This is a genomic window from Staphylococcus sp. GDX8P114P-2 (genome assembly GCF_017892945.1).
Taxonomy (GTDB): domain Bacteria; phylum Bacillota; class Bacilli; order Staphylococcales; family Staphylococcaceae; genus Staphylococcus; species Staphylococcus arlettae.
Genome location: NZ_JAESMB010000018.1, coordinates 134,940 through 157,865 on the forward strand (window position 1 = coordinate 134,940; position 22,926 = coordinate 157,865).

Here is a 22,926-nt window from a genome sequence, read left to right on the forward strand (position 1 = left end):
TTTAATTCTTATTCAGAGCTTTGTAATTTCTGTTTTAAATTCTCTTGTTCTGCTTTATTAAACGTTGCTTTTGAAATTTTGTCTTCAACAAGCATTCGTTTTAACACATAGTGTTGACGGTCTAAACCTATTTGTAATTCGTCATTGGACTTTAACTGGCCATTTTCTTGATAGGGAGTGTATAAGTATGGACTTTGTAACAAACCTACAATGTAAGCTGATTCTGCCACAGTTAAATTATTTGAAGATTTACCAAATAAACTAAAAGACGCAGACGCTATACCAGTTATATTAGCATCGTGGCTATCTCTGCCAAATGGAACGATATTAAGATAGGTATACAAGATTTCTTGTTTACTTAATAGTTGTTCTGTGCGCATTGCCAGTACTAACTCATTCGCTTTTCTATTGTAAGTTTTTTGATTGGATAAGATTTGATTTTTTACTAATTGTTGGGTAATGGTACTTCCACCAGATGATATTTCTGTATTGAAAATATCTTGACCCACCGCACGTAATAATGCTTTAGGTAAAATACCATTATGTTTAAAATATAAACTATCTTCTGATGATGTTAAAGCTTTAATGACATTTTCATTGACATGAGCTGGGCCAACGATCAAAGTATTAGTTGTATTATTATATGCAGCTAACACAGAATCATTCTTAAAATCTAGTGCTTCACTACCAGGAAAATCAAGTAATTGTGTTTTTAATTCGTGGTCCGTCATATGTGATGCTTCTTTGGTAATATGATCAAAATAAATGACTGAGGCAGCTAATAAAATGATTGAAATTGAAGCCATGATAATAAAAGTACCTATAAACAAATACTTGAGTTTTTTATAAAGTTTTTCGAACTGTTCCATTTTATGAACATGATCATTATGTGTATTTACTTTATGATCTGTGTGACTCTGTTTCATTAGCTACCTCCTTATATTGTATACATTATAACATAGAATATTATTGACTTTTAAAATTGAGTTACTTATAATAAGATTCAATTCGATATTATTTTTGGATTAAAGGAGAAGTAGCTGATTAATAATCTTCAGAGAGATAGTGGTCGCTGTGAACTATCGTTTGTTATTGAGTGAATACACCTTGCTTGTTTACAAACATAATCCAACGTTTGAGTTAATGAACGTATCATTAATAAAGTTGATGGACTTAAAGTTTGGTGGTACCGTGCATATGCGCCCTTACATTTCGTAAGGGCGTATTTTTTTGGTTATAAAACTTAATTCAAAAATAATAAGATATTAATAGGAGGGTTTATCATGGCAAATGCATTAATTGAAGATTTACAATGGCGAGGTCTAATATACCAACAGACTGATGAAGCAAATTTAGAAGCGTTATTAAATAAAGAGCAAGTATCATTATATTGTGGCGCTGACCCAACGGCTGATAGTCTACACATTGGTCATTTATTACCATTTTTAACGTTACGCCGTTTCCAAAATCATGGTCATCGACCAATAGTTTTACTTGGTGGTGGTACTGGAATGATTGGAGACCCGTCAGGTAAATCCGAAGAACGTGTTTTACAAACAGAAGAACAGGTGGAGCAAAACGTTGCTGGCATTGCACAACAAATGCACAAATTATTTGAATTTGAGACAGAAAAAGGTGCGCAACTCGTAAATAACAAAGATTGGTTAGGAAAGATTTCTTTAATCGACTTTTTAAGAGACTACGGTAAACATGTCGGCGTCAATTATATGTTAGCAAAAGATTCAATTCAATCACGCTTAGAAAATGGTATATCATTTACCGAATTCACATATACTATATTACAAGCCATTGATTTTGGTCATTTAAATCAAACTTACAACTGTAAAGTGCAAGTAGGGGGATCTGATCAATGGGGCAATATAACTAGTGGTATCGAATTAATGAGACGTATGTATGGTCAAACAGAAGCATATGGTTTAACAATTCCATTAGTTGTTAAATCTGATGGTAAAAAGTTTGGTAAATCTGAAGGAGGAGCTATTTGGTTAGACTCAGCTAAAACAAGTCCTTACGAGTTTTACCAATTTTGGATCAATACTTCAGATGATGATGTCATTAAGTTCTTAAAATACTTTACATTTTTAGAGCACTCTGAAATCGAACGTCTGGAGCAATCATTGCAAGAAGCACCGCATTTAAGAGAAGCACAAAAAGCCTTAGCTGAAAATGTGACAGCATTTATTCACGGTGAAGATGCATTAAATGATGCCATTCGTATTTCACAAGCATTATTCAGTGGCGATTTAAAATCTTTATCATCACAAGAATTAAAAGAAGGCTTTAAAGATGTGCCACAAGTAACATTGAGCCATGATACAACAAATATCGTAGAAGCTATTGTAGAAAGTGGTATTTCATCTTCAAAACGTCAAGCTCGTGAAGATGTTACGAATGGTGCCATTTATATAAATGGGGAACGTCAACAAGATGTAGGATATACATTTACAGCAGCAGATAAAATTGATAATGAATTCACTATTATACGTCGAGGCAAAAAGAAATACTTTATGGTAAATTACAAATAAAATTTCTCTCTAACATATTATTTTATAGACATTAAATAAGGCTCAAACCTATATATAGGTTTGAGCCTGTTTATATTTATGGCATTAAACTACTGTCGCCACTTTGACTTGAATTGGACTCTTTTGAAGAATCTTTAGAAGTGTTAAGTTCTTTTAATGTAATATCTACAGTTTGTGTCTTACCTTTACGTTCGATGGTAATTGTTACTTCGTCTCCAGGTTTTTTATGTTGATATAAGTAAGATTTTAAATCAGTATCTTCTTTGACGTCTTGATCATCGATTTTAGTAATAATATCGCCTTCTTTTAGACCGTTATCTCCATCGACTTTTGCAACATAGACACCATCTTTACGATTGGTTTCTAATTCTTTTTTGTATTCTTCTGGAATATCACTTAAATTGAGCAAGCCAATACCAATTGATGGGCGTTCAACTTCTCCTTTTTCGACTAACTCTTTAATTGTTACTTTGACTTCATTACTTGGTATAGCAAAGCCAATACCTTCAACTTGTTCGCTAGCAATCTTCATTGAGTTAATTCCTACAAGATTACCGTTGATATCGACTAAGGCACCACCTGAATTACCTGGATTAATAGCGGCGTCTGTTTGTAGTACATTTACTTTGTTATTACCAGCAGAAGTTTGTGTATCAATTGTGCGTTCGCTTGCAGAAATGATACCTGACGTAACCGAATTAGCAAATTCTAGGCCAAGTGGGTTACCCATTGCGAATACGCTATCACCTGTTTTTACTTTTGAGGAATTAGCGAATTTTATTGCTTTTGTGCCTTCAGTGTCATTGATTTTTAACACTGCGATATCTGTAAGTGCATCTTTACCTACTAATTTCGCATTAACTTGTTTGGAATTATGTAGTTGGACTTTGATATCACTGGCACCATCAATAACGTGATTATTAGTTACTATATATGCAGAACCATTACTTTTTTGATAAATAACCCCAGAACCTACACCAGCTTCTTGTGATTTAGATGATTTACCTTGTAACAAATCATTGAGGTTTTGTGCTTTCTGCATATTGATTACACCTACGATTGCTGGCGACACATTATTAATCATTTGATTAACAGAATTATATTTATCGCTTTTACCATCTAAGGTATTGCCACCTTTACTGTTAGATGTTTCTTCTACAGTTGCACCATCATGATTAGTAATTGTCCCATTAAAAATCTTTCCAATACCAAGGACTAATAAAGCGCCTAAAACACCAGCGATTAATGCTACTATAATTGTTTTGAACCATGGGAATTTTGGTTTTCTTGGCTGTATTTGTTGATAATTATAGTTATTATGTTCTGCTGATGAATTAGTTTGATTATTATTATTTTTTTGCTCATGACTGTTATAAAAATCTGACATATTTTACCTCCTGAATCATACACTATAACTATATTATGAAAGGTATATTGCTTTTTTTCTAGTATATTGCTATCGTACTTTAGACTGATTTAGATATTTTCTTGTTTGAAACATAACTAAGTGATAAAATCTATAAGGAAGTATAAGGCAAAAAGAGTAGGTGAAAGCATGTATAAATTTATTAGTTCAATTTTATATTGGATTATAGTGAAAATTAGTAAATCACTTGTTGTACAAGGTAAAGAACATATACCACAATTACATAGATATGTAGTCACTTGTACGCATGAAAGCTATAATGAAGTAATTATGTTAGGTATGTCTATTTACCCAAATCAAATTCATTATATGGCAAAAAAAGAATTATTTATAAATAAATGGTTTGGAAAGTTTTTAAAATCACTAAATGCATTTCCTGTAGATAGAGAAAATCCAGGACCAAGTACGTTAAAACGACCGATTAAACTATTAAAAGAAAATAAAACAGTAGGTATTTTTCCAACAGGACAACGTGCAGAGTTTACTGAAGACGCTCCCTTAAAGCGAGGTGCAGTGACAATTGCTATGATGGGTGGAGCACCTATATTACCAGCTGCTTATGTAGGACCTAAAAAAATTAAAGGGCTGATTACGGATACAGCACATATTAAATTTGGTGAACCTATTGAAACGAAAAATTTACCTAAATCAATGAAACGTAATGAAAAATTAGAATATTTAACAAAAGAATTAGAAAATAGAACAAGACAATTACAAAATGAATTAAATGAATATGTAAACCAAAAGTAAGTTATAATTTTCATTAATAAAATTAAAATTATGAAGATGGTGCGATTTTGAATTTAATTGTGTTATTATGAAATTGTACAATTATGTATTAAATGCATCATGACCACGTGTTAAATTTGTACACGTGGTCTTTTTTGGGGAAAAGATAATTATAGAGGAATGAGGGGATTTTATGTACAATTTCTTCCAGCGTTTAGGTAGGTCGTTAATGTTACCTGTTGCTGTGTTACCGGCAGCTGCAATAATAACAGGTATAGGGAATGCGCTAGCGGCAATTGGCATCTTACCACATGTTGCCACATTTTTTACGAATGCAGGGTCGACGATACTTGAACAATTGGGTATTTTATTTGCGGTCGGTGTAGCATTAGGAATGGCTAAGAAAAATGATGGAGCAGTAGCTTTAGCAGCTGTCGTAGGTTTCTTTTTAACGACAGTCGTATTAAGTCCTGCCAAATTGGCACCATTATTAGGTGTTAAAGAAACGGGCGTTGATAAAGCGTTTGAGCAAATGAATAATGCGAATGTTTTTATAGGATTAATTGTAGGACTAGTTGCAGCATATGCTTATAATAAATTTAGCCAAACAGAATTACCTACAGCTTTATCGTTCTTTAGTGGTAAACGTTTGGTGCCAATTATGACAGCTTTCTTTAGTATTATTTTAGCTGTAGTGTTGTTGTTTGCATGGCCATATATTTATAATGCAATCGTAGCATTTGGTATGTGGATTATGGGCTTTGGTCCTACTGGTGCATTTATTTACGGCTTCTTTAATAGATTATTAATACCTACAGGACTACATCATGCTTTAAATTCAGTATTTTGGTTTGATCTAGCAGGTATCAATGATATGGCTAAGTTCCAAACGGGTGAAGGTGCAGTAAAAGGTGAAACAGGACGATATATGGCTGGTTTCTTCCCAGTTATGATGTTCGGTGTGCCTGCCGCTGCATTAGCTATGTACCATACTGCTGAAAGTAAGCAGAAAAAGCGTGTGTATGGCTTGATGTTCGCAGGGGCCATATCAGCGTTTTTTGTAGGTGTGACAGAACCAATTGAATTTTCATTTATGTTTGTTGCTCCGATATTATTTGTTATACATGCCTTTTTAACAGGACTGTCATTATTTATTGCAGCATTATTCCAATGGACTGCCGGCTTCACCTTTAGTGCAGGATTAATAGACTATGTTTTATCGTTAATTAATCCGAATGCTAATCAACCATGGATGTTGTTAGTACAAGGTATTGTATTTTTTGTTATTTATTATGTTGTCTTTAGAGTAGCAATTAAAGTATTGAAACTTAATACACCTGGTAGAGGAGATAATCTTTTAGCAGATCCAACGAGTGAAACAGATGCAAAGCAAGCAGATGAAAACACAAACTCAAATGACCGTAAATATAGTCAAACAGCTATACAAATAATTGAAGGACTTGGTGGTAAAGAAAATATTACTTCTTTAACAAACTGTGCAACACGTTTACGTATGGAACTAAATGATAATGATGTACTTGATGAATCTAAAATTAAAGCTGCAGGTGCAGTAGGTGTTACAAAAAGTGGAAAGCATAATGTACAAGTCATTATCGGTACTCATGTGCAGCAAGTCGCAGATGAAATTGAAATGAAGATGGAACAATAAATAGCATAATTTAAAGAAGAGCAAATGATTAAATTCATTTGCTCTTCTATGTATAAAATAGTAAAATTGTGTGGTATCAGAATTTTCTGAATTAGGAGAGTGAGTAAGATGAAATCAGTATTGTTTGATGTTGATGGCGTCTTTCTAAGTGAAGAAAGGTGCTTTGATGTTTCAGCGTTAACTGTATATGAAATATTAATGGATGACGCGTTTTTAGGTCTTGATCCATCAGTTGATTTTAAGACATTAACTGACGATGATATTCAAGACATAAGAAGTAAAATATTTGATAACGACAAGATTCTAGAAAAGTTGAAATCATTAGGACTTAATTCAAATTGGGATATGCTTTTTGTTGTAACTGCATTACATTTTATTGATGTCTGCAAACAGTTAACAAGTATACAATTAGCAGAAGTGCTAGATGATCAAAAATTTAACCAAACTACATTACAAAGTATTGGTTCTGCTGTTTCTGACGTCACACTAGATTATTCAGCACCACTCACATTTTTAGATAAGGTGCAACCAGGAAAAGATTTTATTTATCAAGCATTAATAGAACATGCTGCTACTACTTTACATACGTCTAAAACTGCTTTATTTGAATTAAAAAGTGCGTTTTGGACATTAGCACAAGAAGTCTATCAAGAATGGTATCTCGGTTATAAGTTATTTGCTGAAGTTGAACAAAAAACTAATCGTACGGACTACAAGCAAGGGTATATTTATAATGAAGTCGTTTTACGCCCTCTCGATGAGATTAAAACATTATTAGAGGATTTAAAAACGGCGGGCTATCAAATTGCAATTGCTACAGGACGTCCACGCACTGAAACTATCGTTCCCTTTGAAACAATTCACATAAAGGAATTATTTGATGATGAACATATTGTAACTGCGAGTGAAGTACTAATCGCAGAAGATTTATATCCAGAATTAAAACCATTAGGTAAACCCAATCCATTTAGTTATTTAGCAACACTAGAAGGTAACGATCAATCTAAATATCAACATTATGCTTCTAATCAAGAGAATCGCGTAAATAAAGATGATGTTTATATAGTAGGGGATTCCTTGGCAGATTTACTGAGTGCTAAAAAAATTGGCGCGACATTTATTGGGCCACTTACAGGGTTGAAAGGCCAAAATGCACGTGAAGAGTTAGAAGCTTATGAAGCGGATTATATTATTAACCATGTAGGTGAAGTTAGAAATATTTTATTATAAAGTGTAAATATAAGTACGAACTTTATAGTGATAGTGTGAATATAAACTCAAGAAAAATGACCCTTCATTAATTATATGAAGGGTCTTATTTTACTTTCAAAAGTATACTGATTTTGTAATGTGCTGTCGCCCAGGGGAATAGTAAATGTAAGGGTCTACAGTCTGGAACTATACATCAGACAAGTATGCAAAGTCTAAATCTTTAGCATTCAAATATAAAGAGGACCAATCCAGATTAAGGATTAGTCCTCTTATTTTGAGAATGCGTATTTATGTCACAGTCTTTTTAGTGGAATAACTTATTTAAATAGTTTTTTGATTACCGAAATATAATGATTAAATAGAATAATTAGTGCTGTGTTGCAAATCTAATTGTACGTTACGGATTAAATTAAATCCTTCAATTTGGTATAAATCATTAATTATTTCTTCATTGACTGGATGGTCTACTGATAAAATCATTAAAGCATTTCCACCTTGGTTTGTACGGCCTAAATGCATTGAAGCAATATTTATGCCATATTCACCTAGAATTTGACCAGTTTTACCGACAATACCTGGACGGTCTGTGTGATTAACAATTAATTGATTTTTTTCAGGTTTAAAGTCGACAGGATAGTCGTTAATTCTAACTATGCGTGGGCCATAACCATTTAACACTGTGGCACCAATTTTTATTTGAGTATCATTATTAGTTAAAGTTAATTCTATATAGTTACTAAAGCCATGACGTTTGGTATTTTTTTCTATATTATATGAGACACCTTGTTCATTTAATAAAACAAGAGCATTGATTAAGTTAACACGTTCTGCTAAGTCTTGACTTAATACTGAACTTACTAAAGTACGCGTGATTAGACTAGTATCATCTAAAGCTATATCACCTTCATATTTAATGTGTAATTCACGTGGAGCTTTATCTAATAATTGAATACCAACTTCTCCAGTTAATTTACTTAATTCAATAAATGGTTTTACTTCTTCATGTGTTTCATCAAATGTCATGCGTGGTGCATTTACAGCATGTAAGACATTACCATTTTCAAAAATATCAATAATTTCATTAGCTACTGATACTGCAACTTTTTCTTGCGCTTCGACTGTTGAAGCACCTAAATGAGGTGTAACAATAACTTTATCATGATTTGCGAAAGGTGACTCTGTAGCAGGTTCTGTTTCAAATACGTCTAGTGCTGCACTTTGAATTTGATCATTATTTAGTGCATCTAATAAAGCTGCTTCATCAATGATACCACCACGAGCAACATTGATAATTTGTAAATTCGGCTTAGCTTTATCAAAGAATGCTTTACCAACGATACCTTTTGTTTTAGGCGTAAGTGGAGTATGCACCGTAACAAAATCGGCTTGTTCGGCTATTTCATCAACAGAAGCACGCGTAACTTCTAACTCTTTAGCTTTTTCTTCAGATAAGTATGGATCAAAAGCTAAAATTTTCATACCAAAGCTTTGAGCACGTTTGGCCACACCTATTCCTATTCTACCAGCACCTATAACACCTAAAGTTTTTGTGTATAATTCTGTACCGCGATACGCTTTACGATCCCATTTACCTTCTTGCAATGATTTATGAGCTTGAGGGATATTTCTAGCCATTGATAAAATCATTGCCATGGAATGTTCAGTAGCTGAGATAGTATTACCATCAGGAGCATTGATTACAATAATCCCATTTTTTGTTGCAGCATCAATATCTATGTTATCTACACCGACACCTGCACGTGCAATAACTTTTAAATTTTTGGCAGCTTCAATTACTTGTGCATTGACTTGAGTCTGACTACGTACAATTAAAGCTTCATATTTTCCAATTTCATCTATTAACTGTGCTTCAGTTAAATCTGTTGCAGTAGTTAAATCAAAATTAGAGTGTTCATGTAAACTAGCTAAACCTTCTGGTGAGATTGGATCAGATACTAAAATTTTATACATATGCTTTTACTACCTCCATATATTGTGTTAATGCTTTACCAATTAATGATGTATTTCTATATTCAGAAATGATAATTTCTAATGCAGAGACAACTTGTAAAATATCGAAAGGTGAAATTTTACCCATGTGACCGATACGTAATATTTGTCCTTTTAAATGGCCTTGTCCGCCTGCAATAGTAATTGAGAAACGAGATTTCAATTCATTTTTAATATATGCTAATTCATCTTTGCTTTGTGGTACAAAAGCTGTGACAGTAGGGGAAGCATATTGATCTTCTACTAGTAAGTCTAAATCTAATGCCTTAAGCGCACTTCTTAAACCGTCTCTAATGGCATAATGACGAGCAATTACATTATCAAAGCCTTCTTGTTCAACAAGTTGTGCATATGCGTTAACGCCTCTGAATAATGCAACATTAGGTGTGAAAGGTGTGGAGTTGTCGGCCAAAGATTTCAAATACTTATTAAAGTCTAAATAAAATCTAGGTGTTGTCACTTCACTGAATCGTTGTTTTGCTCTGTTATTATATGCAACAAATGCTAGTCCCGGAGGTAACATTATGGCTTTTTGACTACCTGATATTAAGACGTCGATATTGTCACGAGCAATATTAGCATCAACAGCACCAATACAACTGACACCATCAACAATGTAATAAATGTTCTCGTCAAATGATTTAAGTGCTGCGCCCAGTTCACCGACTGGATGTAATACCGCGGTAGATGTTTCACAGTATTGACAATAAACAGCAGTAATATCGACGTTTAGTTCTGTTATGAAATCGATGAATGCAGGAACATCAACAGCCTGTCCCCATTCAACATCAAAGATATGTACGTTTTGGTAATATGTTTCGGCAATTTGTTTAAAGCGGTTGCCAAATGCACCAGAAACAATAATAACGATGTGATCATCAGGATTAGCAATATTTAACATACTTGCCTCTAATGAACTCGTTCCGCTTGATGTTAAAATCATCACTTCGTTCTCTGTGCCAAAAACAGGTTTGATTGCTTGAAATGCTTCTTGTGCAATTGCTTCGAAATCACTTGATCGGTGACCGACCATTGGTTCTTGTGTTGCATGTAGTATTTCATCAGGTACAGGTGTAGGACCTGGTGTTAGTAACAATGGATGATATTGTTTCATTTCAAATTCCCCCAATACTCAAGATTTTTCAAGTTTAGCAAATTTTCAGACAATATAAAAGTGCAAAAGTGAACATTAATAGAAAAGAACCCCTAAAAAAGAGGCTTTGAAAGGGGTTACATTGTGATGGTTTACACGTTTGTGAAATTAAAAATATTTTTTTATTTTATTTGACGGAACATTCTATTTTCACAGCAACGTTCCCTCGTATTGAGTTTGAAATCATACAATTATTGTCTGCAATCTTTAGTAATTTCGATAATTTATTGTTCAACATTTCTTTTTCTGAATCATCAATATCAATAATAGGATAATGTGTAATTGTATCCATTTTGAATTTTCCTTGTTCGAAAATGGCAGTGCCTATTGATTCTTGAGTTATGGCGATTTGATGAAAACCGGAACGTTCTAATACAGCAGCCAAAGAAATGATATAACAAGATGAAGCTGCAGAAACTAGTAATTCGTCAGGATTAGTACCTGTTCCATTACCACCTAATCCAGCTGGAATAGAGATAGGGGCATTGATGACATCTCCCTCAGTATTACCAACTGATTCTCTTCCGCCTTCCCAAGTAGTAGTGACTTTAAAATCATGTTTAACCATATTGATGTTACCTCCATAAAAGATATGATATTTTTAGTGTAGGCGATAAATGAATAGAAAGAAAGAGGAGTGACTTGAAACATGGGGTCTAATGAATGTTTAGTAATTGCCCATCGTGGTTTGGCGGCAACTTATCCTGAAAACACTTTAAAAGGCATTGAAGCAGCGTTGCAATTAAATATCGATTTTTTAGAAATAGATGTACATAAAACGAAAGACAATGAGTTGGTAGTGATCCATGATGATACAATTGATCGTACTTCTAATGGTAGTGGTCGAATACAAGATTATACATTAGCGGAGTTAAAAAAGTATGATTTTGGAAGTTGGAAAGGGGAGGAATTTGCAGGTTTAACTATTCCAACGTTGACGGAAGTTTTAGATATGGTTGTGCAATATAATCAAAAGTTACTTATTGAAGTGAAAAAGCCTAAACAATATCCCGGCATAGAGGATTTGTTAATATCAATGTTAACAGAACACAAAATAGCTACAGAAGATGTAGTAATTCAGTCTTTCGATAAAAAAAGTATGAAGTATATTGCCTCACTTACAATAGGACATCAATTAGGTGTGTTGTTAAGTAGAAAAAGATACTGGTATCAAAAACCTGACTTCAAGGCACTGGCCGAATATGCTACTTTTGCAAACCCAGACTTTAAGTTGGCAACTGCAGAATTTGTGCAACAAGCACATGAACATAAGCTTTTAGTTGCTCCATACACTGTGAATGACTTAACAACTAAAGACCAACTATTAACTGCAGGTGTTGACGGTATTATTTCTGACGCACCAAATATGCTATTCAATATCGAGTAATTTGATATTGAATAGCATATTTTTGTGATATTAATGTTAGTTACATCATTATTAGTCTAGTGTAACCAATTTCGTTTGAGTAACCCCATAACGTAACAGTCACTATATTGACCGCGAGTATAAAAATGTTCTTTTAAAGTACCTTCAATTTCAAAATTTTGACTGCTATAGATATGTACCGCTTTATCATTGGTAGTATCAACGAATAAATATATTTTGTTTAAGTTTAATACTAAAAATGCATAATCAATAGCCATCTTAAACGCGGATTTTGCATAACCTTTACCATTGTATTGTGGATCTACTATGATTTGAATCTCACATGTACGATGTATAAAGTTAATTTCTACAAGTTCGACAACCCCGATGCGTTTAGAATCTTCTTCGATAATGAAACGACGTTCGGATTCATCTAAAATATGTTTTTGATACAAAGATTGTAATTCACTTAAAGATTGATAGGGTTCTTCAAACCAATAAGACATAATAGAATATTCATTGTTTAAATGATGGACAAATTTTAAATCAGTAGCTTCTAATGCTCGGATAATCATTTTCCCACTCCTTTCCTATATTTTATATAAAATTGGAAATAAAGTAAAAAAAACCAAGAAGTCTACTAAGAGATCTTCTTGGTTTAGTAACAATAAAGCTATTATCTTGAGTAGTACTCAACGATAAGTTGTTCATTGATTTCAGCTGGTAATTCACTACGCTCAGGGATACGAACAAATTTACCTTGTAAGTTATCAGCGTCGAATTCTAAATAATCTGGTACGAAGTTATTAATTTCTACAGATTCAGCGATAATATCTAATTTTTGAGATTTTTCACGAATTGAAATTTCTTGACCAGGTTTTAAAGTGTATGAAGGGATGTCAACACGTTTGCCATCTACTTCAACGTGACCGTGGTTAACTAATTGACGTGCTTGACGACGAGTACGAGCTAAACCTAAGCTATAAACAACAGCATCTAAACGAGCTGCTAATAATTGCATGAAGTTTTCACCGTGTACACCGTGTTGGTTACCAGCAATTTCGAAAGTATTACGGAATTGTCTTTCAGTCATGCCATATAAGTAACGTAATTTTTGTTTCTCACGTAATTGTAAACCATATTCTGATAATTTTTTACGTTGGTTAGGACCATGTTGTCCTGGTGCGTAAGGACGTTTTTCTAATTCTTTACCAGTACCACTTAAAGAGATACCTAAACGACGAGATTTTTTCCAGTTTGAACCTCTGAATCGAGCCATATTAAGACTCCTCCTTTTCTTTTTTGTAGTTATGAAAAAACAAAAAAGAGTGTTACATGCTTATTTGGATATATTATTTTATGTGTCTTCACCTCATAGCGCTGGTTACGCGACACGTCCTCGTTGGGAATAACATAGAGCCAACTAATATGTAACTGCTACTTTCGTTTATTCACACAAAGTTCATTGTAACATCATATTACGAAGTGTCAATACTTTCTTCTCAGAAATTGAAAGTAATTGATTAGTTTAGTTGTTCTTCTATAATTTTAACCATTTCTTCAAGTTCGATTTTATCATCAGCAGTAAAACGATTATGAATTGGTGCATCTATATCAAGCACACCAATAACTTTCCCATTTTGATGTATAGGTACAACGATTTCAGATTTACTGTTTGCATCACAGGCAATATGACCTGGGAAGGCATTTACATCTGCTACTACTTGTGTTTGATTTTCAGCGACGGCTGTACCACAAACACCACTTCCAACCGCTATATGTACACATGCCGGATGGCCTTGAAATGGTCCTAAAATCAATTCATCTTGCTCCATTAAGTAAAAACCTACCCAATTGACTTGATCTAAATTATCATTGATTAATGCAGAGGCATTGCTTAAGATAGCAATTAAGTTATGCTCATCTTCAATTAACGATTTAAGTTGTTTTTGAGCCATATTGTAATTTGTTTGTTTTATTTCTACCATATTTTATAAACCTCGCTTCAAATATTGTGAATAATATAATGACAAATGGTATAGTAAGTAATTAAAAGATTCAAGTGCTTGAACTTGGAATAATGTGTTTTTTGGTAGGTAAGTTGAAAAATGTAAAATTAATCTGCAAATTTAACTGATTTCTATTTTAATGTCAAACCAAATTACGTTATAATTGAAATGATAAAATAGGAGGAGAAAATATATGGCACTATATATTATTTTAGCAATTATTGTCATTATACTGATAATAATCGGTGTATTATTCTATATGCGTTCAAATAAAAGCCACATCATTGAAAAAGCTGAAGAACGAAAATTAAAAGTAGAGCAATTACCTTATAATGAGAGTTTATCAAAACTATCAGATTTAAAATTAACAGGTGAAACAAAAAGTACATATGACGACTTAAAGGCATCATCACAACAAAGTAATAACCAATACCTCGCACCAGTAGATGAGAAAATTCATAATGCTGAAGGTTTACTTGGCAAATTTAAATTTGCTCAAGCTCAATCAGAAATTGATGAAGCGCATGAGTTAATGGATCAATATGAGCAAAATTATGAAAAAACTAATACGCAAGTAGATGAAATTGTAAACATACATAAGAAAAGTGATAAATTGTATGAAGAATGCAAGAATGATTATCGTGAAATGAAACGAGATGTACTTGCGAATAGACATCAATTTGGCGAGGCTGCAACACCTTTAGAAAATGAAATCGAGTCTTTTGAACCTGAAATGCAAACGTATGAGACGATGAAAGAAGAAGGTAATTATAACCAAGCATATCAACATATCAATACATTACATGAAGATATGAACTTCTTGAAAAAGGATATGTCAGAAATTCCTGATTTAATTCGTGAAGCACAAAAAGAATTACCGGGACAATTCCAAGATTTGAAATATGGTTGTAGAGATTTAAAAGTTGAAGGTTATGATTTAGATCATGTTAAAATCGATAGTTCTTTACAAACATTGAAAACGGAATTAAGTTTTGTTGAGCCAATGATTAGTCGTTTAGAGTTAGATGAAGCTAATGAAAAATTAATCAGTATTAACGATCGTTTAGATGAAATGTATGATTTGATTGAACATGAAGTGAAAGCAAAAAATACAGTTGAAGAAACAAAAGAAACGATTACTGATAATTTATTCAGAGCGAAAGATATGAACTATACGATTCAAACTGAAATTGATTATGTGCGTGAAAACTACTATATCAATGAAAGTGATGTTCAAAACATAAGACAATTTGAAAATGAAATCCAAAATTTAATTACAGTATATGATGATATTTTACGTGAAACTTCAAAATCAGCAGTTCGATATAGTGAAGTTGAAGACAATTTGAAATATATTGAAGAACACGTAACTGTTATTAATGACAAACAAGAGAAACTACAAAATCATTTAATTCAACTACGAGAAGATGAAGCGGAAGCAGAAGATGATATCCTTCGTATACAAAGCAAAAAAGAAGAAGTTTATAGAAAATTATTAGCTTCCAACTTGCCAAGTGTACCAGAACGCTTCATTATTATGAAAAATGAAATTGACAATGAAGTTCGTGAAGTAAATGATAAATTTGAATCACGACCAATTCACGTCAAACACTTGAAAGACAAAGTGTCTAAAGTAGTATTACAAATGAACAAATTTGAAGATGAAGCTACTGATGTGCTCGTAAACGCAGTATATGCAGAAAGACTTATTCAATATGGTAATCGTTATAGAAAAGATTATTCTAACGTTGATAAAAGCTTAAATGAAGCAGAACGTTTATTTAAAAACAATAGATATAAACGCTCAATCGAAATTGCTGAGCAAGCACTAGAAAGTGTTGAGCCGGGAATTACACAACAAATTGAAGATAATGTTACTAAAGAAAGTGTTTAATCGTTAGTTAAACATTAGCTAACAATTTAGTTGTAAAACCGCCAAAAAATATGCTATTTGATATTGTATAGAACTAAGGTGAGAGTGAGATATGACCTCAAATTAAAATTATTTGAGGTCATTCTTACTCTCATCTTTCATTTTTGTCAAAAAATAGTATAATGCTTTAGTAGATTATAATACGAAATGCACTATTAATAATTAAGTCATTGATATATCTAACATGTATATGAAATATGAAGGAAACTAAAGGAGTGTCAAAATGATTTACCTAGATAACGCGGCGACTACTAAACCTAACCAAGATGTGTTAGATACATTTGTGAAGGTGAATCAAAGCTTATATTTTAACCCTAATAGTCCTCATAAAGCAGGATTACAAGCAGAACAACTATTACAACAAACGAAACGTGAAATAAAGGAGTTATTGCAGTTAAATAATGCTTTTGAAGTGTTGTTTACTAGTGGTGCGACAGAATCAAATAATATTGCATTACAAGGTATTGCACGTAAGAAAAAAGCGTTTGCTCCAGAAATTATTACCTCAGTACTTGAACATCCATCAGTATTAGAAGTTGTCAGAGCTTTAGCAGACGAAGGTTTTTGTGTGAAGTATGTAAACATTACTGCTGAAGGGCAAGTAGATGTAAACCATTTAGCTTCAATGATGTCTGATAGGGTTGGTTTGGTTACATGTATGCACGTAAATAATATCATGGGACAAATACAACCCATCCCAGAAATTGCAGAAATAGTGTCACAGTATCCAAAGGCACATTTTCATGTTGATGCAGTGCAAGCAATTGGTAAAATACCATTATATTTTAATCAAGTAGATAGTATTAGCCTGAGTGGTCATAAATTTAATGGTTTGAAAGGCCAAGGAGTACTATTTGTTAGAAATATACATCAACTCGCTCCAATAATGTATGGTGGCGGACAAGAATTCGGTATTCGTAGTGGTACAGTCAATCTACCAACGAATATTGCCATAGTAAAAGCAATGAAATCAGCTGTATTAAATCAAGCATCAACATTTAATATGCTACAAACATTAAAAACACAATTGATTTCATTTATAGAAGAGTTTCAAGGTGTTTATTTGAATTCTCCGGAAGGTAGTTCTCCTCACATAATTAATATTGCTTTCCCGGGAGTTAAAGGAGAAGTATTGGTTAATGCCTTTTCCAAGTATGATGTTATGCTGTCGACGACGAGTGCATGTTCGTCCAAAAAAGCGAGCTTAAATGAAGTATTACTAGCTATGGGAATAACTGAAAAACGAATTGAAGGTAGTATCCGTCTTTCATTAGGCAGTCATACGACAGTTGAAGATATTGAAGATTTTAAAGCGCAATTTATAAAAGTGTATGAAGAAATTAAGGAGTTGTTAAAATGATATACGATCATATTTTAGCAAGGTATGGTGAGTTAACGTTAAAGGGTGCCAACCGCAAAGTATTTGTAAGTCAATTACGCAGTAATGTGAAACGTGCCTTAATGCCGTTACAGGGTTATAAAGTCAAAGCAAATAGAGATAGAATGTATATTGAATTAGATGACAATGCTGAGATAGAAGAAATTATGGAACGATTGAGCCATGTGTTTGGCATCCATTCAATAAGTCCAGTACTGAAAATAGATAAAACAATAGAAGCTATTAATGCGCAAGCGATTCAATTTGCCCAAAGTTATAATGCCGGTGAAACATTTAAAATTGACGTAAAACGTTCGGATAAACAATTTCCGTATGATACGTATCAATTACAAAAGGAAGTAGGCGGAGCTGTACTTAAAAATAATGAACAGGTTGTAGTAAATGTTAAAAATCCTGATCATGTTATTAAAGTAGAAGTGCGATTAGATGCAGTATATGTTTATGATCGTACAATATATGGTGCAGGTGGTTTGCCAGTTGGAACAGGTGGTAAAACGCTACTTATGTTATCTGGTGGGATTGATTCACCTGTTGCAGGAATGGAAGTTATGCGCCGTGGCGTAACTATCGAAGCTATTCATTTTCATAGTCCACCATTCACGAGTGAAAAAGCAAAAGAAAAAGTTATTGAATTAACGCGTATTTTGTCACAACATGTTGGTCCAATTAAATTGCATATCGTGCCATTTACGGAATTACAAAAACAAGTAAATAAAGTAGTAAATGAACGCTATACAATGACATCAACACGTAGAATGATGATGCAAGTTGGGGATAAATTAGCGCATAAAATTGGAGCGCATGCTATTGTTAATGGTGAAAATCTAGGACAAGTGGCAAGTCAGACGCTAAAAAGTATGTATGCTATCAACCATGTAACTTCTACTCCGATACTAAGACCATTATTAACATTAGATAAAGAAGAAATTGTAACTAAAGCTAAAACAATCGGTACATTTGATATTTCAATTCAACCATTTGAAGATTGCTGTACTATTTTCACACCCAAAAATCCAATTACCGAACCGGATTTAGAAAAAGTTGTGAATTATGAAAGTGCATATGATTTCACTGATATGATAGATCGCGCTGTTGATAATATTGAAACGTTGACAATTACTAAAGATTATCAAAGTGAAAAAGATAAAGCTACGAGTGAATTAGCAGATGAATTGTTTTAAATAATACATTGAAATACGACTAGATAAAAAGGGGTTAAAACAATGGTGGAATGGGATATATCACTTATACTGATAATTATTTTACTAGGATTTTTAGCGGCATTTATTGACGCAGTAGTTGGGGGAGGAGGTTTAATATCAATTCCAGCTTTATTAGCAATTGGTATGCCTCCAGCTGTTGCTTTAGGAACGAATAAATTAGCGAGTGTTTTTGGTTCAGCAACGAGTGCTTTTAGATTTTTGCGTTCAGGTAAAGTAGATTTGGCAGTAGTTGCAAAGCTATTTCCATTTGTTTTTATCTTTTCGATTATTGGCGCTAGCCTCGCTACATTTTTGCCTGCTGAATTATTGAAGCCTATTGTGATTGTAGTTTTAACAATAGTTATGATTTATACTTTGATAAAAAAAGATTGGGGTAGTATACGCACGTATAGTAAATTAACAGTGCCGAAAGCGATTATATTTACAGCCTTTATGAGTTTAATCGGTTTTTATGATGGCTTTTTAGGTGGCGGAACTGGCTCGTTTATGCTATTTGTATTATTGATGTTTGGTTTTGATTTTTTAAGCGCTGCTGGCAATGCTAAAGTATTAAATTTTGGTTCTAATTTAGGTGCGTTAGTATTATTTATTAGCTTAGGTCATGTAGATTATTTTTATGGTTTTATCATGGCAGCTAGTATGATTGTTGGTTCTTATATTGGTGCTATGTTTGCGATTAAAAAAGGTGTTGGGTATGTTAAGGTGTTATTTGTTAGTGTCACTGCTATTTTAATTGTGAAAAGTGCTTATGATTATTTACAAAATATTTTATAACAATCAAGTAATATAGAGGTTGTAGTATAAATTTACAGTATTGTATATGGCAAATACTGTAAATTTAACACTACCTCTATTTTTTGTGTTTTATTTATTATAGTATTGATAACAAGAAAGTATTTATAGCAATAAATTTTAAATGGAATGGAGTGTGGAAGATGTCCAAAAAAAGAATAGTTGCGATAATTTTAGCAGCAGTTATCGTTATAGGCGGTATTGTGATGAGCTCAATAGCAGCTGTAGTTGGATCATTTGTATCTGATTCAGCAGACATGAACTTAATGTCTGAAGAAGTAGAATCAGAAGGTGATAGTGCTAAACGTATTGCTCATTTAACATTGAATGGTCAAATTATGGAAGGTTCAGGTGGTGGCCTATTTTCTGGTGAAGAGGGCTATAATCATGATTTGTTTTTAAAAGAGCTAGATTCAGTAAAAGAGGATAATACGGTTAAAGGTGTATTATTAACTGTGAATACACCGGGTGGTGGCACATATCCTAGTGATGAAATTTATAAAAAAATTCAACAACTAAAGCAAAGTGGTAAAAAGGTATATGTACATATGGAAAGCATGGCTGCTTCAGGGGGCTACTATATCTCGGCACCAGCTGACAAAATATATGCTGGACCTCAAACGATGACGGGATCTATAGGTGTTATAATGTCTAATATTGATTATTCTGAGTTACAAGAGAATTTAGGCATTAAAGAAAATGTTATTAAATCAGGTGCACACAAAGATATTATGAGTGGTTCTCGTGAGATGACGGACGAAGAGAAAGATATTATGCAATCCATGTTAGATGATAGTTTCGATCGTTTTGTCAATATAGTAAAAGACGGTAGAAACATGTCAGAGGAGAAAGTCCGTAAACTTGCAGATGGACGTTTATATAGTGCACAACAAGCAGAAAAAAATGGTTTGATTGACGACATAGCGTACGAAGATGAAACGATTAAAGCATTGAAAAAGGATATCAAAGCTAAAGATGCAGAAGTATTTAAATATAATGGACAGTCAGGTGTCTTTGGTTCTTTATATAGTGCTAAGACAGCAGCATCACAATTAAGTAATCAACTCGAAGATGTTAAAGCTATATTTACGAATAATACAGATGCTCGTCCAATGTACTTGTATGAAGGGTAGGTGATAAGTAATGATGAATGACGACTCAAACTACAACAGACAATATAATGAGGATGAAACAACAGCTCGCCCAACTATGAATAATGAAAACAATGACAATACACCAAAGAGTGATGATTTAGTGCATAAACAAATAATGAAGGTGATATATGCGGGATTTGGCATACGTTTTGTCAGCTTTATAATTGATTTACTTATCTTATTTGGTATTCATAGTTTATTATTAAAACCTATATTTGCCTTTGCACAAATTGATAAACAGAAATTATGGATTGATTATTTTAGTGTAGCTCATTTATTGGACGCCCTAATATTTTATTTATACTTTGTATTAATGACGAAATTCTTCAGACAAACGTTGGGTAAAATGATTTGTAATATTCGGGTAGAACGTGATGATAGATTAGCGTTAACATGGAAAGATGTGCTATTTCGTGAATGGATAGGTCGCATCATTAGTGGTACTTTCGGTAACTTACCTTATTTAGTTACCTTGTTCACAGTGAAGCATAAAGGAATACACGATTACTTTGCAGATACTGTTGTTATACGTAATAAATATGCATATTTATATTACAAAAAGTAAATATAGTGATTTTGCTAAGATGTAATATTTTATTTCTAACAGCTAAACCGTTATAATTTCTATGGAAGCATATATTTAGGAGGGTCAACAATGACACAAATAACTTTTAAACAAGAGCCAGTGACATTACTAGGCGAACAAGTTAAAGAAGGACAAGAAGCACCAGACTTTACAGTGTTAGATAATTCAACGGCTGAAGTTACATTATCAACATATGAAGGTCAAAAGAAATTAATAAGTGTTGTACCATCAATTGATACTGGCGTGTGCGATCAACAAACACGTAAATTTAATGAAGAAGCAAGTCAAGAAGACGGCGTTGTGTTAACTATCTCAGCAGACTTACCATTTGCACAAAAAAGATGGTGCGCTTCAAATGGTTTAGATAATGTTATTACACTAAGTGACCATAAAGATTTATCATTTGGTAAAAACTATGGTGTTGTTATGGAAGGTTTACGTTTATTAGCACGTTCAGTTTTTGTTTTAGATAAAAATGATAAAGTAATATATACAGAAATAGTATCAGAAGGCACTGATTTCCCAGATTTTGAAAAAGCCTTAGAAGCATATAGAAGTATTTAATTTTAGTAAAATAAATATATTGGTAATGTCATCATACTACAAACAGTATCGTTGACATTGTAAATGAAACTGTTCATAATAATTTGGTGATTTAAGATAAAAATGTATCTTATTGAAAAAAATTATGAACAGTTTTTTTAGAAAGGATTATTATCATGACTCAAGAAAAAACAGTTATGGAACGTTTATTCCAAACGCTAGATGAAAAAGCAAAAGCTTTCAATGAAGAGAATGGGCAAAGTTTTATTGAAAACTTGGGTCTAGCAATGGAGCATGTATATAAAAATGAGCGAGAATTATTAGAGCAAGCGACTTTACAAGATAGAAGAAAAGCATTTCAATTTGCATATTTAAGTCTTTTGCAAAATGAAGAAATTCAAGCAAATCATCAAATTACACCAGATTCAATAGGCTTAATATTAGGTTTTTTAGTGAAACAATTTATGGCCAATCAAACAGAATTGCATATTGCTGATATTGCTAGTGGCGCAGGCCATTTAAGTGCTTCAGTACATGAAGTAATGACTGATGTTACACTCATGCATCACTTAGTAGAAGTTGACCCAGTACTATCAAGAGTGAGCGTACATTTAGCAAACTTTTTAGAGATTCCTTTTGATGTATATCCACAAGATGCCATAATGCCGCTAGCATTTGAAGAAGCGGATGTCATAATTGGAGATTTACCAATAGGTTATTATCCTGTTGATGAACGTAGTCATGAAATGAGTTTAGGGTTTGAAGAAGGCCATAGTTATTCTCATCATTTATTAATAGAACAAGCGATTACAGCATTAAAACCATCAGGCTATGCATTTTTAATTGTGCCAAGTAATCTGTTCGAAGGGGATAATGTAAAACAGTTACAAAACTATATTGCTACAGAAACCGAAATGCAAGCATTTTTAAATTTACCCGCAACGTTATTTAAAAATGAAAAAGCTAGAAAATCTATATTAATTGTGCAGAAAAAAGAAGTGAATGTAACAAAACCTGTAGAAGTCTTGCTAGCAAATATTCCTGACTTTAAAAATCCACAGCAATTCCAAGGGTTTTTAGCTGACTTAAATACTTGGATGACAGAGAATCACCCAGAAATTTAAACTGTATTACTCTTGAATTTAAACTGTATTAATGGTTAAATAGATAAGGATA

21 protein-coding genes are annotated in these 22,926 nt (G+C 32.9%); 13 read left to right on the forward strand and 8 right to left on the reverse strand.

Annotated features, from left to right (window positions below; genetic code table 11):
- Nucleotides 1-8 precede the first annotated feature (8 nt).
- Complete coding sequence (locus KA845_RS11150; RefSeq protein ID WP_210128092.1) at nt 9-926, reverse strand: biosynthetic peptidoglycan transglycosylase; 918 nt, start codon at nt 924-926, stop codon at nt 9-11.
- A gap of 357 nt (nt 927-1,283) precedes the next feature.
- On the opposite strand from KA845_RS11150, the gene tyrS reads away from it, so the two are divergent.
- Nucleotides 1,284-2,546 carry a tyrosine--tRNA ligase gene (gene tyrS, locus KA845_RS11155; protein WP_103387809.1) on the forward strand — a complete coding sequence of 421 codons (1,263 nt, stop codon included), beginning with the start codon at nt 1,284-1,286 and terminating at the stop codon, nt 2,544-2,546.
- 76 nt (nt 2,547-2,622) lie between these two features.
- Here the strand turns inward: tyrS and KA845_RS11160 are convergent, their stop codons facing one another.
- Complete coding sequence (locus KA845_RS11160; RefSeq protein WP_103387810.1) at nt 2,623-3,933, reverse strand: S1C family serine protease; 1,311 nt, start codon at nt 3,931-3,933, stop codon at nt 2,623-2,625.
- Nucleotides 3,934-4,101: 168 nt separating this feature from the next.
- Between KA845_RS11160 and KA845_RS11165 the strand changes: the two genes are divergently transcribed.
- The 3 genes from KA845_RS11165 (at nt 4,102) to KA845_RS11175 (ending at nt 7,600) form a co-directional block, all read left to right on the forward strand.
- The gene (locus KA845_RS11165) at nt 4,102-4,722 is read left to right on the forward strand and encodes a lysophospholipid acyltransferase family protein (protein WP_103387811.1); all 621 of its coding nucleotides are present in this window, start codon (nt 4,102-4,104) and stop codon (nt 4,720-4,722) included.
- Between the two features lie 172 nt (nt 4,723-4,894).
- Nucleotides 4,895-6,370, forward strand: coding sequence for an N-acetylglucosamine-specific PTS transporter subunit IIBC (nagE, locus tag KA845_RS11170; protein ID WP_002510214.1), 1,476 nt, complete (start codon nt 4,895-4,897; stop codon nt 6,368-6,370).
- Between the two features lie 108 nt (nt 6,371-6,478).
- Nucleotides 6,479-7,600 (forward strand): HAD family hydrolase, encoded by a 1,122-nt coding sequence (locus tag KA845_RS11175; RefSeq protein WP_021459801.1) that lies wholly within the window; start codon nt 6,479-6,481, stop codon nt 7,598-7,600.
- Nucleotides 7,601-7,936: 336 nt separating this feature from the next.
- On the opposite strand, the gene serA is transcribed toward KA845_RS11175, so the two are convergent.
- The 3 genes from serA to KA845_RS11190 all read right to left on the reverse strand — a co-directional run bounded on the left by serA (nt 7,937) and on the right by KA845_RS11190 (nt 11,313).
- Entirely contained in the window at nt 7,937-9,553 is a 1,617-nt protein-coding gene (gene serA / locus KA845_RS11180) for a phosphoglycerate dehydrogenase (RefSeq protein ID WP_210128093.1), read from the reverse strand.
- Nucleotides 9,546-10,706 carry a pyridoxal-phosphate-dependent aminotransferase family protein gene (locus tag KA845_RS11185; protein ID WP_002510217.1) on the reverse strand — a complete coding sequence of 387 codons (1,161 nt, stop codon included), beginning with the start codon at nt 10,704-10,706 and terminating at the stop codon, nt 9,546-9,548. The genes serA and KA845_RS11185 overlap by 8 nt, the downstream gene beginning before the upstream one ends.
- Before the next feature lie 166 nt (nt 10,707-10,872).
- The gene (locus KA845_RS11190) at nt 10,873-11,313 is read right to left on the reverse strand and encodes an SACOL1771 family peroxiredoxin (protein WP_002510218.1); all 441 of its coding nucleotides are present in this window, start codon (nt 11,311-11,313) and stop codon (nt 10,873-10,875) included.
- 81 nt (nt 11,314-11,394) lie between these two features.
- Between KA845_RS11190 and KA845_RS11195 the strand changes: the two genes are divergently transcribed.
- Nucleotides 11,395-12,132, forward strand: coding sequence for a glycerophosphodiester phosphodiesterase (locus KA845_RS11195; protein ID WP_103387813.1), 738 nt, complete (start codon nt 11,395-11,397; stop codon nt 12,130-12,132).
- A 56-nt stretch (nt 12,133-12,188) separates the two neighbouring features.
- Here KA845_RS11195 and KA845_RS11200 read toward each other — a convergent pair whose 3' ends face one another.
- The 3 genes from KA845_RS11200 to KA845_RS11210 all read right to left on the reverse strand — a co-directional run bounded on the left by KA845_RS11200 (nt 12,189) and on the right by KA845_RS11210 (nt 14,099).
- A complete protein-coding gene (locus KA845_RS11200; RefSeq protein WP_002510220.1) occupies nt 12,189-12,686 on the reverse strand; it encodes a GNAT family N-acetyltransferase in 498 nt (165 codons plus the stop codon).
- Nucleotides 12,687-12,787: 101 nt separating this feature from the next.
- Nucleotides 12,788-13,390, reverse strand: coding sequence for a 30S ribosomal protein S4 (rpsD, locus tag KA845_RS11205; RefSeq protein WP_002510221.1), 603 nt, complete (start codon nt 13,388-13,390; stop codon nt 12,788-12,790).
- 244 nt (nt 13,391-13,634) lie between these two features.
- Nucleotides 13,635-14,099, reverse strand: coding sequence for a GAF domain-containing protein (locus KA845_RS11210; RefSeq protein ID WP_103387814.1), 465 nt, complete (start codon nt 14,097-14,099; stop codon nt 13,635-13,637).
- Nucleotides 14,100-14,313: 214 nt separating this feature from the next.
- Between KA845_RS11210 and ezrA the strand changes: the two genes are divergently transcribed.
- The 8 genes from ezrA (at nt 14,314) to KA845_RS11250 (ending at nt 22,874) form a co-directional block, all read left to right on the forward strand.
- Entirely contained in the window at nt 14,314-16,014 is a 1,701-nt protein-coding gene (gene ezrA, locus KA845_RS11215) for a septation ring formation regulator EzrA (protein WP_210128094.1), read from the forward strand.
- A gap of 262 nt (nt 16,015-16,276) precedes the next feature.
- Nucleotides 16,277-17,413 carry a cysteine desulfurase family protein gene (locus KA845_RS11220; RefSeq protein ID WP_103387815.1) on the forward strand — a complete coding sequence of 379 codons (1,137 nt, stop codon included), beginning with the start codon at nt 16,277-16,279 and terminating at the stop codon, nt 17,411-17,413.
- Nucleotides 17,410-18,633 carry a tRNA uracil 4-sulfurtransferase ThiI gene (gene thiI / locus KA845_RS11225; protein ID WP_210128095.1) on the forward strand — a complete coding sequence of 408 codons (1,224 nt, stop codon included), beginning with the start codon at nt 17,410-17,412 and terminating at the stop codon, nt 18,631-18,633. Before KA845_RS11220 ends, thiI begins: the two co-directional genes overlap by 4 nt.
- Nucleotides 18,634-18,675: 42 nt before the next feature.
- Nucleotides 18,676-19,449, forward strand: coding sequence for a sulfite exporter TauE/SafE family protein (locus KA845_RS11230; protein WP_037579998.1), 774 nt, complete (start codon nt 18,676-18,678; stop codon nt 19,447-19,449).
- A 161-nt stretch (nt 19,450-19,610) separates the two neighbouring features.
- Nucleotides 19,611-20,600 (forward strand): signal peptide peptidase SppA, encoded by a 990-nt coding sequence (sppA, locus tag KA845_RS11235; protein WP_021459794.1) that lies wholly within the window; start codon nt 19,611-19,613, stop codon nt 20,598-20,600.
- A 13-nt stretch (nt 20,601-20,613) separates the two neighbouring features.
- Nucleotides 20,614-21,186: an RDD family protein gene (locus KA845_RS11240; protein WP_245338065.1), complete on the forward strand. Its 573-nt coding sequence runs from the start codon at nt 20,614-20,616 to the stop codon at nt 21,184-21,186.
- A 90-nt stretch (nt 21,187-21,276) separates the two neighbouring features.
- Nucleotides 21,277-21,771: a thiol peroxidase gene (gene tpx / locus KA845_RS11245; protein WP_002510229.1), complete on the forward strand. Its 495-nt coding sequence runs from the start codon at nt 21,277-21,279 to the stop codon at nt 21,769-21,771.
- 155 nt (nt 21,772-21,926) lie between these two features.
- A complete protein-coding gene (locus KA845_RS11250; RefSeq protein WP_002510230.1) occupies nt 21,927-22,874 on the forward strand; it encodes a class I SAM-dependent methyltransferase in 948 nt (315 codons plus the stop codon).
- Nucleotides 22,875-22,926 lie beyond the last annotated feature (52 nt).

What these genes read in the sequence shown, in the direction of transcription:
- KA845_RS11150 (WP_210128092.1), bottom strand. Translation starts at nt 926, where the DNA reads ATGAAACAGAGTCACACAGATCATAAAGTAAATACACATAATGATCAT.
- tyrS (WP_103387809.1), top strand. Translation starts at nt 1,284, where the DNA reads ATGGCAAATGCATTAATTGAAGATTTACAATGGCGAGGTCTAATATAC.
- KA845_RS11160 (WP_103387810.1), bottom strand. Translation starts at nt 3,933, where the DNA reads ATGTCAGATTTTTATAACAGTCATGAGCAAAAAAATAATAATAATCAA.
- KA845_RS11165 (WP_103387811.1), top strand. Translation starts at nt 4,102, where the DNA reads ATGTATAAATTTATTAGTTCAATTTTATATTGGATTATAGTGAAAATT.
- nagE (WP_002510214.1), top strand. Translation starts at nt 4,895, where the DNA reads ATGTACAATTTCTTCCAGCGTTTAGGTAGGTCGTTAATGTTACCTGTT.
- KA845_RS11175 (WP_021459801.1), top strand. Translation starts at nt 6,479, where the DNA reads ATGAAATCAGTATTGTTTGATGTTGATGGCGTCTTTCTAAGTGAAGAA.
- serA (WP_210128093.1), bottom strand. Translation starts at nt 9,553, where the DNA reads ATGTATAAAATTTTAGTATCTGATCCAATCTCACCAGAAGGTTTAGCT.
- KA845_RS11185 (WP_002510217.1), bottom strand. Translation starts at nt 10,706, where the DNA reads ATGAAACAATATCATCCATTGTTACTAACACCAGGTCCTACACCTGTA.
- KA845_RS11190 (WP_002510218.1), bottom strand. Translation starts at nt 11,313, where the DNA reads ATGGTTAAACATGATTTTAAAGTCACTACTACTTGGGAAGGCGGAAGA.
- KA845_RS11195 (WP_103387813.1), top strand. Translation starts at nt 11,395, where the DNA reads ATGGGGTCTAATGAATGTTTAGTAATTGCCCATCGTGGTTTGGCGGCA.
- KA845_RS11200 (WP_002510220.1), bottom strand. Translation starts at nt 12,686, where the DNA reads ATGATTATCCGAGCATTAGAAGCTACTGATTTAAAATTTGTCCATCAT.
- rpsD (WP_002510221.1), bottom strand. Translation starts at nt 13,390, where the DNA reads ATGGCTCGATTCAGAGGTTCAAACTGGAAAAAATCTCGTCGTTTAGGT.
- KA845_RS11210 (WP_103387814.1), bottom strand. Translation starts at nt 14,099, where the DNA reads ATGGTAGAAATAAAACAAACAAATTACAATATGGCTCAAAAACAACTT.
- ezrA (WP_210128094.1), top strand. Translation starts at nt 14,314, where the DNA reads ATGGCACTATATATTATTTTAGCAATTATTGTCATTATACTGATAATA.
- KA845_RS11220 (WP_103387815.1), top strand. Translation starts at nt 16,277, where the DNA reads ATGATTTACCTAGATAACGCGGCGACTACTAAACCTAACCAAGATGTG.
- thiI (WP_210128095.1), top strand. Translation starts at nt 17,410, where the DNA reads ATGATATACGATCATATTTTAGCAAGGTATGGTGAGTTAACGTTAAAG.
- KA845_RS11230 (WP_037579998.1), top strand. Translation starts at nt 18,676, where the DNA reads ATGGTGGAATGGGATATATCACTTATACTGATAATTATTTTACTAGGA.
- sppA (WP_021459794.1), top strand. Translation starts at nt 19,611, where the DNA reads ATGTCCAAAAAAAGAATAGTTGCGATAATTTTAGCAGCAGTTATCGTT.
- KA845_RS11240 (WP_245338065.1), top strand. Translation starts at nt 20,614, where the DNA reads ATGAATGACGACTCAAACTACAACAGACAATATAATGAGGATGAAACA.
- tpx (WP_002510229.1), top strand. Translation starts at nt 21,277, where the DNA reads ATGACACAAATAACTTTTAAACAAGAGCCAGTGACATTACTAGGCGAA.
- KA845_RS11250 (WP_002510230.1), top strand. Translation starts at nt 21,927, where the DNA reads ATGACTCAAGAAAAAACAGTTATGGAACGTTTATTCCAAACGCTAGAT.